The following is a 14,548-nucleotide window of genomic DNA, read 5'->3' on the forward strand; positions in this document are numbered from 1 at the left end:
CCTGGTAGCTCCGCTACAAGGACCTTCCGGCGCCTTGCGATCGCACGCACCGGACACCGCCCGCTGATCGGACCCCACTTTTGTTCGGCGCTCTAAGCGGGCTCCCGGCAGGCCAAAGGCGACATCTCCCACTATTGTGCTGAACGTGCCTCGCCCCCTGGGAGAACTCGAAGACGCGGTCATGACGCGGGTGTGGAAGTGGAACCGCCCGGTGACCGTTCGAGAAGTCCTGGAAGACCTTCAACGGGAACGGTCCATCGCGTACACCACGGTGATGACCGTTCTGGACAATCTCCATCACAAGGGCTGGGTGCGCCGGGAGGCGGAAGGCCGGGCCTATCGATATGAGGCGGTCTCCTCCCGTGCCGCCTACGCGGCCGCACTGATGAACGATGCCTGGGCGCAGAGCGACAACCCGGCGGCCGCACTCGTGGCCTTCTTCGGCATGATGAGCGACGAACAGCGTCAGGCGCTGAGCGACGCCGTACGCATCGTGCAAGGCCCGGAGAGCGACCGGGAGCCCTCCGAGACCGAATCCCCCGAATCCGCCGCGCCCCCCGAATCCCCCGCGACCCCCGCCCGTTCCGGCGCCGACGGCGCGGAGAAGGCCGAAGGGAACCCCGGCGAGAACCCCGCGGAGATGCCGGACGAGAAGAACCCCGCCGCGGCCGAGGACCGCCCCGGGCGATAGCGTCCGCCCATGCCAGCAGAGAGCCCCGAAACCACCGCGAAAGCCGTCACCGTCACCGTCCGACGGGCCAGGACGGCTGATGTCCCGGAGGTGCGCGGCCTCCTCGACGCCTACGTCCGGCGCGGCATCCTGCTCGACAAAGCGACCGTCACGCTTTACGAGGACATCCAGGAGTTCTGGGTGGCGGAACGCGACGACAACGGCGAGGTCGTGGGCTGTGGCGCGCTCCATGTCATGTGGGAGGACCTGGCGGAAGTCCGGACCCTCGCGGTGACGCCCCGGGCCAGGGGGCTGGGCGTCGGGCACCAGTTGCTGGAGAAGCTGTTGGGGACCGCCCGCTGGCTCGGTGTTCGGCGGGTATTCTGCCTGACCTTCGAAGTGGACTTCTTCGGGAAGCACGGCTTCGTGGAGATCGGAGAGACACCCGTTGACACCGATGTCTACGCGGAGCTGATGCGTTCCTATGACGAGGGCGTGGCGGAGTTCCTCGGTCTCGAACGAGTGAAACCGAACACCTTGGGCAACAGCCGGATGCTTCTGCATCTGTGATCGCGAGGGATCGTCCTCGACTAGGGATCGTCGATCGAAGGTCCGGGACTATTCAGCTGTCCTTCCACCGGACGACCTTGCCCAGGTTCCCTATGTCCGAAACGCGCATGTTTCCGGCTTGCGAGGCGACCGCCTTCCTCTCCCGGAGGGTTTGTGTTTTTCCGGCAAAAGCGGTTTGCTTTCCGGCGTACTGCAGTACTGCATATAACAGGGGACGTGAAACAGGCGGCACCTGCCGTGGACCCCGGCCCTGAAGTTATCGATGAAAGGAAATACGGTGGCACAGAAGGTTCAGGTCCTTCTTGTCGACGACCTCGACGGTGGCGAGGCGGACGAGACCGTCACGTTCGCGCTGGACGGCAAGACGTACGAAATCGATCTCACGACCGCCAACGCGGACAAGCTCCGTGGTCTTCTCGAGCCCTATCTCAAGGGTGGTCGTCGTACGGGTGGCCGTGCGTCGGGCGGACGCGGAAAGGGCCGGGCCGCGGCTTCCGGCAGCCAGGACACCGCGCAGATCCGTGCCTGGGCGAAGGAGAACGGCTACGAGGTCAACGACCGCGGCCGGGTGCCGGCGATCATCCGCGAGGCCTACGAGAAGGAGAACGGCTGAGCGCGGCAGCGCCGGCAGCCGGACCGACCCGATGGGCGTGGTGTCGCCGTCGTGTCGATCAGCCGCACCAGATCGGGGGCGCTCCGGCGCCCCGCACCGCCGACGGCGTCGGCGGGACGAGTTCGATCTCGCACCCCGGCTCGGGGGGTCGCAGCAGGACGGCGGCCCCCTGTGAACCGCTCCGGCCCAGGGGGAAGCGGCCGGGATCCCGGGGTGCCGGGCAGGCTCGGCGGCACGGCCGCCGGGACCGGCACCTCAAGGCCGCGGCACCTCGGCGGGCCCGTCCGCCCCGGTCGCCGTGAGCCGAGGGGGCAGGGTGCCCCCTTTCTCTTCCGGCCGGTCGAGCAGCCCGGCGGCTCATCCGCGCCGCTCGTGGCCCTCGGCGGCCCGCTCAGGCTCCCCGTGCGGTGCCGCCCGCCCGCCGAGCAGCCGTACCGGCTCTCCCGGCGCCGTCTCCCGGCCCGGCACACCTAGCGCCGGTGGCGCAGCGCCCCACTCGTATCGCGTGGCCTTCGGGGGAGGGCGCGCGTGCGGGCCATGTCAGGAGCGACCTCAGACTTCGGGTGCGATTACTCTACGTGGCGGTTCGAGCGCGGTGGGTGCCGAAAAAGAGGCGCCCGGGGGCGTGAAGCGACGCAAGGATGTTCGCCCGTAGCGGAGGGAACCGGTGGCCTCGGCATGGAGTGTCCGTCCGTACGGGTAAGACATTCCTAGTGGGAGGGGGCGTCATGCAGGACAGGACGTCTCACGTTCGCCAACGGCGTACTGGCGACTGGGGTAACTGCCTGGCCTGCGGGAACATCGTCTCGCACCATCGGGTTGGAGCACTTGTCGGCGTTCGGGGTCAGGAGGCAGGCACTCTGTCTCCGCGAGAGCGGAGGTGATCCGGACGGTGTCGGCAGTTGGAATGAGCGGTCCCCGCTTGCGGGACTAAGCTGCGGAAGGACAGGGAGGGGAGCGTCCCCTTACTGCCTGACCGCTCTGAGGAGCGATTAACGATGTTCGAGAGGTTCACCGACCGCGCGCGGCGGGTTGTCGTCCTGGCTCAGGAAGAAGCCCGGATGCTCAACCACAACTACATCGGCACCGAGCACATCCTCCTGGGCCTGATCCACGAGGGTGAGGGTGTCGCCGCTAAGGCCCTGGAGAGCCTCGGGATTTCGCTCGAGGCGGTCCGCCAGCAGGTGGAGGAGATCATCGGCCAGGGCCAGCAGGCGCCCTCCGGTCACATCCCCTTCACCCCCCGTGCCAAGAAGGTCCTGGAGCTGTCGCTCCGCGAGGCCCTTCAGCTGGGCCACAACTACATCGGCACGGAGCACATCCTGCTCGGCCTGATCCGCGAGGGCGAGGGCGTCGCCGCCCAGGTCCTGGTCAAGCTGGGCGCAGACCTCAACCGCGTCCGTCAGCAGGTCATCCAGCTGCTGTCGGGTTACCAGGGCAAGGAGACCGCCACCGCGGGCGGCCCGGCCGAGGGCACTCCCTCGACCTCCCTCGTCCTGGACCAGTTCGGCCGGAACCTCACCCAGGCCGCTCGTGAGTCCAAGCTCGACCCGGTCATCGGGCGCGAGAAGGAGATCGAGCGGGTCATGCAGGTGCTGTCCCGCCGCACCAAGAACAACCCGGTGCTCATCGGCGAGCCCGGCGTCGGCAAGACGGCCGTCGTCGAGGGCCTCGCCCAGGCCATCGTCAAGGGCGAGGTGCCCGAGACCCTCAAGGACAAGCACCTCTACACCCTCGACCTGGGCGCGCTGGTCGCCGGCTCCCGCTACCGCGGTGACTTCGAGGAGCGCCTGAAGAAGGTGCTCAAGGAGATCCGCACCCGCGGCGACATCATCCTGTTCATCGACGAGCTGCACACGCTGGTCGGCGCGGGCGCCGCCGAGGGCGCCATCGACGCCGCCTCCATCCTCAAGCCGATGCTGGCCCGCGGTGAGCTGCAGACCATCGGTGCGACCACGCTGGACGAGTACCGCAAGCACCTGGAGAAGGACGCGGCCCTGGAGCGCCGCTTCCAGCCCATCCAGGTCGCGGAGCCGTCGCTGCCGCACACGATCGAGATCCTCAAGGGGCTGCGCGACCGGTACGAGGCGCACCACCGCGTCTCCATCACCGACGAGGCCCTGGTGCAGGCCGCCACGCTGGCCGACCGCTACATCTCCGACCGCTTCCTGCCGGACAAGGCGATCGACCTGATCGACGAGGCCGGCTCCCGGATGCGTATCCGCCGGATGACCGCGCCGCCGGACCTGCGCGAGTTCGACGAGAAGATCGCCGCCGTCCGCCGGGACAAGGAGTCCGCGATCGACTCGCAGGACTTCGAGAAGGCAGCCTCCCTGCGCGACAAGGAGAAGCAGCTCCTGGCCGCGAAGGCCAAGCGGGAGAAGGAGTGGAAGGCCGGCGACATGGACGTCGTCGCCGAGGTCGACGGCGAGCTGATCGCCGAGGTCCTGGCCACGGCCACCGGCATCCCGGTCTTCAAGCTGACCGAGGAGGAGTCCAGCCGACTGCTCCGCATGGAGGACGAGCTCCACAAGCGGGTCATCGGCCAGGTGGACGCCGTCAAGGCGCTCTCCAAGGCGATCCGCCGCACGCGTGCGGGTCTGAAGGACCCGAAGCGTCCGGGTGGCTCGTTCATCTTCGCCGGCCCGTCCGGTGTCGGTAAGACCGAGCTGTCCAAGGCGCTCGCGGAGTTCCTGTTCGGTGACGAGGACGCGCTGATCTCCCTCGACATGTCGGAGTTCAGCGAGAAGCACACCGTCTCCCGTCTCTTCGGTTCGCCCCCCGGCTATGTGGGCTACGAGGAGGGCGGTCAGCTGACGGAGAAGGTGCGCCGCAAGCCGTTCTCGGTCGTCCTCTTCGACGAGGTCGAGAAGGCCCACCCGGACATCTTCAACTCGCTGCTGCAGATCCTGGAGGACGGTCGTCTGACCGACTCGCAGGGCCGGGTCGTGGACTTCAAGAACACGGTCATCATCATGACGACCAACCTGGGCACCCGGGACATCTCCAAGGGCTTCAACCTGGGCTTCGCCGCCGCGGGCGACACGAAGACCAACTACGAGCGCATGAAGAACAAGGTGTCGGACGAGCTCAAGCAGCACTTCCGCCCCGAGTTCCTCAACCGCGTCGACGATGTGGTCGTCTTCCCGCAGCTGACCCAGGACGACATCCTGTCGATCGTCGACCTGATGATCGGCAAGGTCGACGAGCGGCTCAAGGACCGGGACATGGGCCTCGAGCTCGCCCAGTCCGCCAAGGAGCTGCTGGCGAAGAAGGGCTACGACCCCGTGCTGGGCGCCCGGCCGCTGCGCCGCACGATCCAGCGCGAGATCGAGGACACGCTGTCCGAGAAGATCCTCTTCGGGGAGCTGCGTCCGGGCCACATCGTGGTCGTCGACACGGAGGGCGAGGGCGACTCCAAGACCTTCACCTTCCGGGGCGAGGAGAAGTCGGCGCTGCCCGACGTCCCGCCGATCGAGCAGGCGGCCGGCGGTGCCGGACCGAATCTGAGCAAGGAGGCGTAAACCCTCCGGGAGTTTTCGCCCAAGGGGCTGTCCCCGGGACCCAGGTCCCGGGGACAGCCCCTTTTCCGTGCCTGCTCCCGGGCTGGTCCGTGGGTTTTCCCGGTGCGGTCGGTGATGCCGTCGGGAGTCGAATCCCGGTGCGCCGGGCGGCCCGTTCCGTGACAAGCCGCACAGGCGATATGGGCCCTACTAGGCAGGACCGTAGAGATCGAATAGGGAGAAAAGGGGCATTTCCCCCAAGGTTCGGCCGGGTTCTGCGTGCGGAAGGCGGTCCCGTCGGCCTTGTGGCGGTGATTAGCCGGGCTTGGGGGCCTCTGTCAAATATCGCTGACTTTACCCGCGATATACGAGGTCTTGTCGTAGTCGGGCTGTTTTGGGGTTTGCGCGAAGTGGCTTACCAAGGGATGACCAAGTCCCCGACTCCCCGAGGTCTTCATGTCGAAGTACGCCCTGTCCTTCTCGTCCCGTACGTCCCGACTCCGTGTCCGGGCCGCCGTGCTGGCGGCCGGGATCGGAGCGGTCGCACTGGGTGCCGGAGGTACGGCAGCCTCCGGCACCACGGCGGCGCACACCCCGGCGCACACCGTGGCCGCCGCCCCGGTGGCTGCCACCACCACCTGGGCCCACCCGGTCAAGAGCTATGCGCTCTCCGCGGGCTTCAACCAGGCCGGCGGCATGTGGCGGTCCACCCACAGCGGTCAGGACTTCGCCGTGCCGAGCGGGACGAACGTCGTCGCCGTGCACGGCGGCACGATCGTGAAGGCCGGCGGCAACGGCGCGGGCGACGGTCCCGCGTACGGCAACGCCATCGTCATCAAGCACCCCAGCGGCATGTACACCCAGTACGCCCATCTGTCGCGGATCGACGTCAGGGTCGGCCAGACCGTCACCACCGGCCAGCACATAGCGCTCTCCGGCAACACGGGTAACTCCAGCGGCCCCCACCTGCACTTCGAGGTCCGTACCACCCCGAACTACGGATCGGCCGTCGACCCCCTGGCCTTCCTGCGGGGCAAGGGCCTGCACATCTGATGACGGACTAGGACGTCTGCGCGTCGGAGTGCGCCTGCGTCACCAGATCGACGGCGACCTCCAGGACGGCCTTGCGCTTGTCCTCGGGGTCGCCCTCGACGTCCTGGAGCACGAACATCCCCGCATGCAGCGTGAACAGTGCGCTGATGCAGCGGACCTGGCCGGTCAGGTCCGCGTCCGGGTCCCGGATGATGTCCCGCATCTGCAGCATGCGGTCCTTGAACTGGTGCCCGATGCTCAGCTCCCGGACCGTGGCCTGGTTCTCCTGCATGAAGCGGAAGAGCGGGGCCGCGCCGGACAGCGCCTCGCTGTAGCGGTGCAGCACCTCCCGCTTGGTCTCCAGGCTGTGCGGCTGGGTCTTCCCCCAGGCGATCAGCTCGTCGATCGGGCGGGTCAGGTCCTCGAAGATGCTGACCAGGATCTCTTCCTTGGTCTTGAAGTGGTAGTAGAGCGCGGCCTTGGTGACGTCCAGGCGCTCGGCGATCTCCCGCAGCGAGGTCTTCTCGTAGCCCTGCTCGGCGAAGAGTTCGAGCGCCACGTCCTGGATGCGCTGGCGGGTGTCCCCGCGCCGCTGCCGCTTGGTGCCGTCCATGGTGGTGCCGCCCATCGTCGTACTCCTCGACTTCCCCCGTGAACCCTATGTGCCTACCGGTGACCGGACCCGCCGAAACTTACTTGACGCCCGGCTAGTTCCGGCGTTACCTTCCCAGTGTAGTCAACTAGCCGGGCGACAAGTAAGTGTCGGCCCGGCTGGCGGTACCCAGGGGAGTGAGGAACATGGCGGACAACGCGGTACCGGCGGAAACCGGGAAACCACCACGCAGCGTACGGGTCGTTCTGCTCGCGCTGATGATCACCATGATGCTCGCGATGCTCGACAACATGATCGTCGGCACCGCGATGCCGACGATCGTGGGCGAGCTGGGCGGGCTCCAGCATCTGTCGTGGGTGGTGACCGCGTATACGCTCGCCACCGCCGCCTCCACCCCGCTGTGGGGCAAGCTCGGCGACATGTACGGGCGCAAGGGCGCCTTCATGACCTCGATCGTGATCTTCCTGATCGGGTCGGCGCTCAGCGGTATGGCGCAGGACATGGGCCAGCTCATCGGATTCCGCGCCGTCCAGGGCCTCGGCGCGGGTGGCCTGATGGTCGGTGTCATGGCCATCATCGGCGACCTGATCCCGCCGCGGGAGCGCGGCAAGTACCAGGGCATGATGGCCGGCGTCATGGCGCTGGCGATGATCGGCGGACCGCTGGTGGGCGGCACCATCACCGATCACTGGGGCTGGCGCTGGGCCTTCTACATCAACCTGCCGCTCGGCATCGTGGCCCTGCTCGCCATCAGCGCCGTGCTGCATCTGCCCAGGAAGCTTTCCCAGGCCCGTATCGACTATCTCGGCGCCGCGCTGCTGACCGTCGGCATCACCTCGATCGTGCTGGTCACCACCTGGGGAGGCAGCGAGTACGCCTGGTCCTCCGCGCGGATCATGGAACTGATCGGGATCGGCGTCGCCTCCCTCGTCGGCTTCCTCTTCTGGCAGACCAAGGCCGCCGAGCCGGTCGTGCCGCTGCACATCTTCCGCAGCCGCAACTTCTCGCTGATGTCGACGATCGGCTTCATCACCGGTTTTGTGATGTTCGGCGCGGTGCTGTTCCTGCCGCTGTACCAGCAGGCGGTGCAGGGCGCGTCCGCGACCAACTCCGGGCTGCTGCTGCTGCCGATGCTCGGCGCGATGCTCGTGGTGTCGATGGTCGCGGGGCGGGTCACCACCAACAGCGGCCGCTACAAGGTCTTCCCGGTGGTCGGCAGCGTGCTGATGGTCGTGGGCCTGTTCCTGCTCTCCCAGATGGACACCGACACCACCCGGTTCACCTCGGGCGTGTACATGGCCGTCCTGGGTGCCGGCATGGGCTGTCTGATGCAGATCACCATGCTGGTGGCGCAGAACAGCGTCGAGATGCGGGACATGGGTGTCGCCTCCTCCACCACGACCCTCGCCCGGACCCTCGGCTCCTCCTTCGGCGTCGCGATCATGGGCGCGCTGTTCAACAACCGGGTGCAGCATGTGATGACCGAGCGGGCCGGAGCGCTCGGCTCGAAGATCACCCAGCAGTCCGCACAGCTGGACGCGAAGAGCCTGGAGAAGCTGCCGGCGGCGGCCCGTGAGGCCTATCAGCACGCGGTGTCCGCCGGTACCCACTCCGCCTTCCTGCTGGGCGCGATCGTGGGTGTGGCGGCGCTGCTGGCCGCGCTGTTCGTGAAGGAGGTCCCGCTGCGGGGCGCGGGACCCGACAAGCGGGACGAGGACGCGGCCGGGGACGCCGCCGAGGCGCGGACGACGGTTGCAGAGGCCGTCTGAGGCACCTTCCTCGCCCTTGCGGGCCCCCGGCGGCCGACCGGCCCCGGGGGCCCGCCCCTGGTCACCGCTCCTCACGGTGCTCTGTCGGTGGCCCGTGGCAGCATCGAGCCGTGGACAGGATGCGGCAGCTGCGGCGCGCCAAGGACGCGATGGACCGGGACTGGGCCGACCCGGATCTCGACCTCGACGCCGTCGCGGCGCACGCCGGGTACTCCCGGTATCACTTCCTGCGGGCCTTCAAGGCGGCCTACGGAGAGACGCCCGGCCGGTATCTGGCGCACCGGCGGATCGAGCGGGCCGAGGAGATGCTGCGCACCGCGAACCTGACCGTCACCGAGATCTGTCATCTCGTGGGGTTCAGCAGCCTGGGCACGTTCTCCGCCCGGTTCAAGGCCCGCACCGGCCTGACCCCCAGTGCGTACCGATCCCGGCATGTGGGCCGCGGGGCCGCGCTGATACCGGGGTGCTACGCGATGCTCTGGGCCGGTGGTTTCCGCCCCGGGCCCGGCGCGCCGGAGCGCAATTCCGAAGAAGCGTCCTGAGCCGTCCGCTGCCTACGGTGGCGGTGCGGGCACCCGCTCGCGCACCAGGCACCGCGCTTACCACGCACCGCACTCACCAGGCACCAGGAGAACGTCATGATCAAGGGGCTCGCCATCACCACCGTCTGGGTCCTCGACCAGGACCGGGCCAAGGAGTTCTACACCGACAAGCTCGGTCTCGAGGTCCGTACGGACCTCACCATGGGGGAGGGCGGCATGCGCTGGCTCACCGTGGGCGCCCCCGGCCAGCCCGACGTAGAGCTGACGCTCATGGTGCCGGGCCCGCCCGCGCTGGACCCCGAGTCCGCCGAGATGGTGAGGACACTCGTGGCCAAGGGCGCCCTGGGCGCCGGGGTGCTGGCCACCGACGACATCCACGGGGACTACCGGCGGCTCAAGGAACGCGGCGTGGAGTTCCTCCAGGAACCGCAGGAGCGCCCCTACGGCACCGAGGCGCTCTTCCGCGACGACTCGGGCAACTGGTTCTCCTTCACCCAGCGCCGCGAGGGCGGCCTGGACACGGACAAGGACTGGGCCTGACGGCCCGACTTCCGCAAGCCCCGGGGCCCTCAGTCACCGGACTTCGGCTTCGGCAGCATCGGGAAGCTTCCGGTGGCCGTGGGAGCGTGCTCCGGCAGCCACAGCACGGCGACCGCGCCCTCGGCCGGGAGGTGCTCCGGTGTCCCGGCCGGCCGGACGTTGCGGAAGGTCAGACGCGCGCCGAGCACCCTGGCCTGGCCCGCGGCGATCGTCAGACCGAGGCCGTGTCCGGTGCCCGAGCGGTCGGTGCGGCCGGTGCGGAAGCGCTGCGGGCCGTCCGCGAGCAGTTCCTCCGGGAAGCCGGGGCCGTGGTCCCGCACCCGGATGACCCTGCCCTCGACCGACACCTCGACCGGCGGCCTGCCGTGCCGTGCCGCGTTCGCCAGCAGATTGAACAGCACCCGCTCCAGACGGCGCGGGTCGGTGGTGACCTCCGACTCATGGACCACCCGGACCTCGATGTCCGGGTCCTTCGCGGTCACCCGCCGGGTGACGAAATCGCCCAGCAGGAGATCCATCAGCTCGGCCCGCTCGGAGGCCCCGTCCAGGCGGGCCACCTCCAGCACGTCCTCCACCAGGGTGCGCATGGCCTTGGCGCGGTCCAGCACCAGTTCGGTGGGGCGGCCGGGCGGCAGCAGCTCCGCCGCGGTGAGCAGGCCCGTGACCGGGGTCCGCAGCTCATGGGCGATGTCCGCGGTCACCCGGCGCTCCGCGTCCAGACGCTGCTGGAGCGCGCCCGCCATCGCGTCCACCGCGCGCGCCAGATCGTCGGTCTCGTCGCGTACGACGCCGCCGATCTCCTCCCGCACCCGGACGTCCGTATCGCCCCTGGCGACCCGGTTCGCCGCGGTCGCGGCCTTGCGCAGCCGCCGCGACAGCTGCCCGCCGATGAGCACCCCGAGGGCCGAACCGCCGAGGACGACCGCGATCGAACCGATGATCAGCGCCTGATCGAGGTCCTTCATCACATCGGCGCTGCGGTCCGTGAAACGGGTGTGCAGGGACAGCACCCTGCCGTCCTTGAGCGGCACCGCGGCCCAGATGTCCGGCACGCCGTGCGCGCCCTCGGACACATAGGTGGCCCGCCGGCCCTGGGCGACCTTCTCCAGCAGGTCCTGCGGTATGGCCGGGTCGTCGACCTTGACCCCGAAGGTCTGGGTGCGCCCGGACTCGTACATCCGCTCGGCCACCCGGATGCGTTCGTCGGCCAGGTCGCGGGAGTTGTCCAGCATCGACACCCGGGCCGCGTTGTGCACGACCAGGCTCAGCGCGACCGCCACCAGCGCGCCGACCAGGGCGATGGCCGCACTGAGCTTCCATCGCAGGCCCGTCCGTATGGCGTCGTCCGGGATCAGCCGTCCGAGGAATCCCCGCATACGCCTGCTCAGGCCCTCAGCTTGTAGCCGAAGCCGCGGACCGTCTCGATCCGGTCCTGCCCGATCTTCGTACGCAGCCGCTGCACATGGACGTCGACGACCCGGGTGTCACCGCCCCAGCCGTAGTCCCATACGCGTTCCAGCAGCTTGTCGCGGGAGAGCACCGTGCCTGGTGCCGAGGAGAACTCCAGCAGCAGCCGCATCTCGGTCGGGGTGAGTGCCACGGGCTGCCCGGCCCGCCGTACCTCCATGCCCTCGGTGTCGACCTCCAGGTCGCCGAAGGCGAGCACTCCGGCGGTCACCGCCGGGGCCTCCTCGGTCCCCCGGTCGGCGCCGCTCGCATGCCCGAAGCGGCGTAGTACCGCACGGATGCGCGCCACCAGCACGGCACCGTCGAACGGCTTGGTCACATAGTCGTCGGCGCCCGCCTCGAGGCCGAGCACCACATCGATGGAGTCGGCCCGCGCGGACACCATGATCACCGGCACGGTGGACTCGTCGCGGATACGGCGGCACAGACTGACCCCGTCCAGGCCGGGGACCATCACGTCCAGCAGGGCGATGTCGGGGCGGCGGGCGCGGAACGCCTCCAGGCCCGACAGCCCGTCGGGCATGGCGGTGACCGCGAAGCCGTCCCGCTCCAGCGCGAGCTGGGTGGCCTCGCGGATGACGTCGTCGTCCTCGACGAACAGGACATGGGTCTGTTCTGCCATCCGCTTCTCTCAGTTCGCGGTCGGGGCGGGGGAGACGTGACCCACCGTGTTGCTGTACTCGTTGCGCGTGCGGGACGACTGGGTGAAGTGGCTCGTCATCCAGCGGTAGGTGATCACTTCCTCGCTGGAGGGATACGAGACCGGGTCGCCCTTCTCGTACATCTGCTGCGTCACCACCAGATCACCACGGTCTATCTCGGCGTAGACCGGCGGCTCCTCGGCCCGGAACACGTTCTGGTACCGGTGGTCCTTCATCCGGTACACATAGGCGCCCACACCGACGGCGTCACCGCAGGTCATCACATTGACCACCAGGTCGTTCACGGTACCTCCGGTCACATCGCCGAAGGACACGTCGATCGGGTACTCGTCGGCCACGCACGGCTTCAGGGCGTCCTTGACCGCCTTCGAGACCTCCGGGTCGTCCTTGACCAGCTGCACCACCTGCTGACGTGTGGGCTCCGAGGCGGTCGACGAGGCCGAGGGCGTGGAGGCGCCCGCGATCACCGGATTCCCGCCCGCCGGACCCTCGTCGCGCGCGCCGGTGCCGCCGGTGGCGCAGGCGGAGGCGAGAAGCCCGACGGCGGCGATCGCGGCCACCGCCACCATCACCGCCTTGAGGGCCCCGTCGGGCCGTATGGCCCCCGTGCCTAGGCCGCGCAACGCTCCCGCTCCTCACGCTCCAGCGCGCGTGCGTCCAGGTCGCGGGCCTCCAGCTCCTCGCGGAGCCGGGCGAGCGCCCGGTGCAGCGTGCTCTTGACCGTACCGGCCGACATACCGAGGGCGGCGGCCGTCTCTTCCGTGGACATCTGCTCCCAGTGTCGCAGCACCACGACACTGCGCTGCTTCGGAGCGAGCACCTTGAGGACGTCCATCAGCAGGGCGCGGTCCGCGTGCTGCTCGGTGGAGTCCTGGACGGACGCGTCGGGGAGCTGCTCGGTGGGGATCTCCTCCAGCCGGCGGGCCCGCCACCACTCGGTCCGCGTATTGATCATCACACGGCGCAGATAGGCGTCCGCCAGCCGCTTGTCGGCGATGCCGTCCCAGCGTCCGTAGGTGCGCACCAGCGCGGTCTGCAGCAGGTCCTGGGCGTCCGTCGGGTCGGGGACCAGCCGGCGGGCGCTGCGCAGCAGAGCGTCCTGCCGGGTGCGGACATATTCCTCGAATTCGAGCACCTCACCGTGTGCCATTCCAACCGCCTCCGTTCCCCGTTTCCGACCTGTCCTCCGGCTGTGGTCCACAGCCGGTGCCGGTTTCTCCAAAGCCTGTGCCGCCGGTGCGACGACAGCCCGTGCCGCCGGTGCGTCGAGCCTTCCGCGGCACGCATATGAAGTTACGGAGTAGTTGTCACGGCGCTGTCCGAGGCAGCCTGCGGAGAGCCCTCGGCTGTCCGGCGGTTGTGTAACGGATGTCGGAACGGGGTAAAGGCGGGCGGGAGTTGGGGTGGATATGGGTGGTTTTGTCCGGGCCGGGTGTGCGGACCGCCCGGGTGCGGAATGCGCCCGGGCGGTACGGCGTCAGGTGAGCGGAAGGCGGTAGAGGCCGCCGGGGAGGGGTTCCACCAGACCGTCGGAGACCAGGCCGTCCAGGGCGCGGGCGCGCTGTACCGGTTCGTCCCACACCCGGTCGAGGGCGGACTGGGGGACCGGGTGCACGGCCTCCCGCAGCACGGCCAGGAGCCGGCCGCGGACCTGGCGGTCCGTGCCCGCATATGTCTGACCGCGGCGGGGCGGGCCGTCGTGCTCCGGCTTCCCGGCCAGCCGCCAGGCGCACTGGGCGGCGATCGGACAGCGGGGGCAGGTCTCGTTCTTCGCCGTGCAGATCAGGGCGCCCAGTTCCATGGAGGCGGCGGCCCAGCGGGAGGCCGTGCCCTCGTCCTCGGGCAGCAGCGCGCGGGCGAGTTTGCGTTCGGCGGCGGTGGTGGCGTTGGGCGGGTACTGCACACCGGTGACCGCGCGGGCGAGGACCCGGCGCACATTGGTGTCCAGCACCGGGTGCCGCTGGCCGTAGGCGAAGGACGCCACGGCCGCGGCGGTGTACTCGCCGATGCCGGGCAGCGCCAGCAGCTGCGCGTGATCGGTGGGGACATCGCCCCCGTGCCGCTCCGTTATGGCCACGGCGGCGCCGTGCAGGCGCAGGGCACGGCGGGGATAGCCGAGGCGGCCCCAGGCGCGGACGGCCTCGCCGGGGGGTTCCTTGGCCAGGTCGGCGGGGCGCGGCCAGCGGATGAGCCACTGCTCGTAGACGGGCAGGACGCGGTTGACCGGCGTCTGCTGCAGCATGAACTCACTGACCATCACGCCCCAGGGGCCGGCCTCCGGGCGCCGCCACGGAAGGTCGCGGGCGTGCTCGTCGAACCAGGCGATGACCGGGCCGTGCAGTGCCCTGCCGGGGGCGCGGCCGGTGGGGGCGTCGGTGGTGTCGTCGGTCTGGGCGGGGGCGGCGTTGGGCGTGGTGGGTGCAGTCATGACGGGTTCGATCCTGCCACGTGAGGGGTGGCGGGGCGGGGCACCGGCCCGGGTCGGGGTGGTTGTGTCGGTGGGGGTTCCCTCCGGGGGCCGGACGGGACATGCGGGTGGGGGCGTGTCCCGGGCCGGGCGGATGGGC

General features: G+C 69.5%; 14 protein-coding genes. 8 read left to right on the plus strand and 6 right to left on the minus strand.

The annotated features are described in order from the left end of the window. Window positions 1–181 precede the first annotated feature (181 nt). The 5 genes from CP978_RS19040 (at window position 182) to CP978_RS19065 (ending at window position 6,409) form a co-directional block, all read left to right on the plus strand. On the plus strand, window positions 182–691 hold the full coding sequence (locus tag CP978_RS19040) for a BlaI/MecI/CopY family transcriptional regulator (RefSeq protein WP_052454182.1): 510 nt from the start codon (window positions 182–184) through the stop codon (window positions 689–691). A gap of 9 nt (window positions 692–700) precedes the next feature. Further along, the gene (locus CP978_RS19045) at window positions 701–1,240 is read left to right on the plus strand and encodes an amino-acid N-acetyltransferase (protein WP_043442653.1); all 540 of its coding nucleotides are present in this window, start codon (window positions 701–703) and stop codon (window positions 1,238–1,240) included. Between the two features lie 277 nt (window positions 1,241–1,517). Further along, window positions 1,518–1,853, plus strand: coding sequence for a histone-like nucleoid-structuring protein Lsr2 (locus tag CP978_RS19050; protein ID WP_043442655.1), 336 nt, complete (start codon window positions 1,518–1,520; stop codon window positions 1,851–1,853). A gap of 998 nt (window positions 1,854–2,851) precedes the next feature. Next, window positions 2,852–5,377, plus strand: coding sequence for an ATP-dependent Clp protease ATP-binding subunit (locus tag CP978_RS19060; RefSeq protein ID WP_043442658.1), 2,526 nt, complete (start codon window positions 2,852–2,854; stop codon window positions 5,375–5,377). A 435-nt stretch (window positions 5,378–5,812) separates the two neighbouring features. Further along, the gene (locus CP978_RS19065; protein ID WP_043442660.1) at window positions 5,813–6,409 is read left to right on the plus strand and encodes a M23 family metallopeptidase; all 597 of its coding nucleotides are present in this window, start codon (window positions 5,813–5,815) and stop codon (window positions 6,407–6,409) included. Window positions 6,410–6,416: 7 nt separating this feature from the next. Here the strand turns inward: CP978_RS19065 and CP978_RS19070 are convergent, their stop codons facing one another. Then, window positions 6,417–7,016 carry a TetR/AcrR family transcriptional regulator gene (locus CP978_RS19070; protein WP_043442663.1) on the minus strand — a complete coding sequence of 200 codons (600 nt, stop codon included), beginning with the start codon at window positions 7,014–7,016 and terminating at the stop codon, window positions 6,417–6,419. Between the two features lie 170 nt (window positions 7,017–7,186). Here CP978_RS19070 and CP978_RS19075 point away from each other — a divergent pair, with 170 nt between their 5' ends. The 3 genes from CP978_RS19075 to CP978_RS19085 all read left to right on the plus strand — a co-directional run bounded on the left by CP978_RS19075 (window position 7,187) and on the right by CP978_RS19085 (window position 9,852). Next, window positions 7,187–8,770, plus strand: a complete 1,584-nt coding sequence (locus tag CP978_RS19075; RefSeq protein ID WP_043442666.1) for an MDR family MFS transporter — start codon at window positions 7,187–7,189, stop codon at window positions 8,768–8,770. 119 nt (window positions 8,771–8,889) lie between these two features. Further along, entirely contained in the window at window positions 8,890–9,312 is a 423-nt protein-coding gene (locus CP978_RS19080; RefSeq protein ID WP_052454183.1) for a helix-turn-helix transcriptional regulator, read from the plus strand. 96 nt (window positions 9,313–9,408) lie between these two features. Next, a complete protein-coding gene (locus tag CP978_RS19085; protein WP_043442669.1) occupies window positions 9,409–9,852 on the plus strand; it encodes a VOC family protein in 444 nt (147 codons plus the stop codon). Between the two features lie 29 nt (window positions 9,853–9,881). Here the strand turns inward: CP978_RS19085 and cseC are convergent, their stop codons facing one another. The 5 genes from cseC to CP978_RS19110 all read right to left on the minus strand — a co-directional run bounded on the left by cseC (window position 9,882) and on the right by CP978_RS19110 (window position 14,409). Then, entirely contained in the window at window positions 9,882–11,228 is a 1,347-nt protein-coding gene (gene cseC / locus CP978_RS19090) for a two-component system sensor histidine kinase CseC (protein WP_043442672.1), read from the minus strand. Window positions 11,229–11,236: 8 nt separating this feature from the next. Continuing rightward, window positions 11,237–11,941, minus strand: coding sequence for a two-component system response regulator CseB (cseB, locus tag CP978_RS19095; RefSeq protein WP_043442675.1), 705 nt, complete (start codon window positions 11,939–11,941; stop codon window positions 11,237–11,239). A gap of 9 nt (window positions 11,942–11,950) precedes the next feature. Continuing rightward, on the minus strand, window positions 11,951–12,604 hold the full coding sequence (locus CP978_RS19100; protein WP_043442677.1) for a hypothetical protein: 654 nt from the start codon (window positions 12,602–12,604) through the stop codon (window positions 11,951–11,953). Continuing rightward, complete coding sequence (locus tag CP978_RS19105; protein ID WP_043442680.1) at window positions 12,592–13,131, minus strand: SigE family RNA polymerase sigma factor; 540 nt, start codon at window positions 13,129–13,131, stop codon at window positions 12,592–12,594. The genes CP978_RS19100 and CP978_RS19105 overlap by 13 nt, the downstream gene beginning before the upstream one ends. 327 nt (window positions 13,132–13,458) lie before the next feature. Continuing rightward, window positions 13,459–14,409 carry an HhH-GPD family protein gene (locus CP978_RS19110; protein ID WP_043442683.1) on the minus strand — a complete coding sequence of 317 codons (951 nt, stop codon included), beginning with the start codon at window positions 14,407–14,409 and terminating at the stop codon, window positions 13,459–13,461. Between the last annotated feature and the right edge of the window lie 139 nt (window positions 14,410–14,548).

Source organism: Streptomyces nodosus (assembly GCF_008704995.1).
GTDB lineage: Bacteria > Actinomycetota > Actinomycetes > Streptomycetales > Streptomycetaceae > Streptomyces > Streptomyces nodosus.

Coding starts and splice junctions, on each gene's coding strand:
- CP978_RS19075 (WP_043442666.1), top strand. CDS start 7,187: ATGGCGGACAACGCGGTACCGGCGGAAACCGGGAAACCACCACGCAGC.
- cseC (WP_043442672.1), bottom strand. CDS start 11,228: ATGCGGGGATTCCTCGGACGGCTGATCCCGGACGACGCCATACGGACG.
- CP978_RS19105 (WP_043442680.1), bottom strand. CDS start 13,131: ATGGCACACGGTGAGGTGCTCGAATTCGAGGAATATGTCCGCACCCGG.
- CP978_RS19070 (WP_043442663.1), bottom strand. CDS start 7,016: ATGGGCGGCACCACCATGGACGGCACCAAGCGGCAGCGGCGCGGGGAC.
- CP978_RS19080 (WP_052454183.1), top strand. CDS start 8,890: ATGCGGCAGCTGCGGCGCGCCAAGGACGCGATGGACCGGGACTGGGCC.
- CP978_RS19065 (WP_043442660.1), top strand. CDS start 5,813: ATGTCGAAGTACGCCCTGTCCTTCTCGTCCCGTACGTCCCGACTCCGT.
- CP978_RS19110 (WP_043442683.1), bottom strand. CDS start 14,409: ATGACTGCACCCACCACGCCCAACGCCGCCCCCGCCCAGACCGACGAC.
- cseB (WP_043442675.1), bottom strand. CDS start 11,941: ATGGCAGAACAGACCCATGTCCTGTTCGTCGAGGACGACGACGTCATC.
- CP978_RS19060 (WP_043442658.1), top strand. CDS start 2,852: ATGTTCGAGAGGTTCACCGACCGCGCGCGGCGGGTTGTCGTCCTGGCT.
- CP978_RS19040 (WP_052454182.1), top strand. CDS start 182: ATGACGCGGGTGTGGAAGTGGAACCGCCCGGTGACCGTTCGAGAAGTC.
- CP978_RS19045 (WP_043442653.1), top strand. CDS start 701: ATGCCAGCAGAGAGCCCCGAAACCACCGCGAAAGCCGTCACCGTCACC.
- CP978_RS19085 (WP_043442669.1), top strand. CDS start 9,409: ATGATCAAGGGGCTCGCCATCACCACCGTCTGGGTCCTCGACCAGGAC.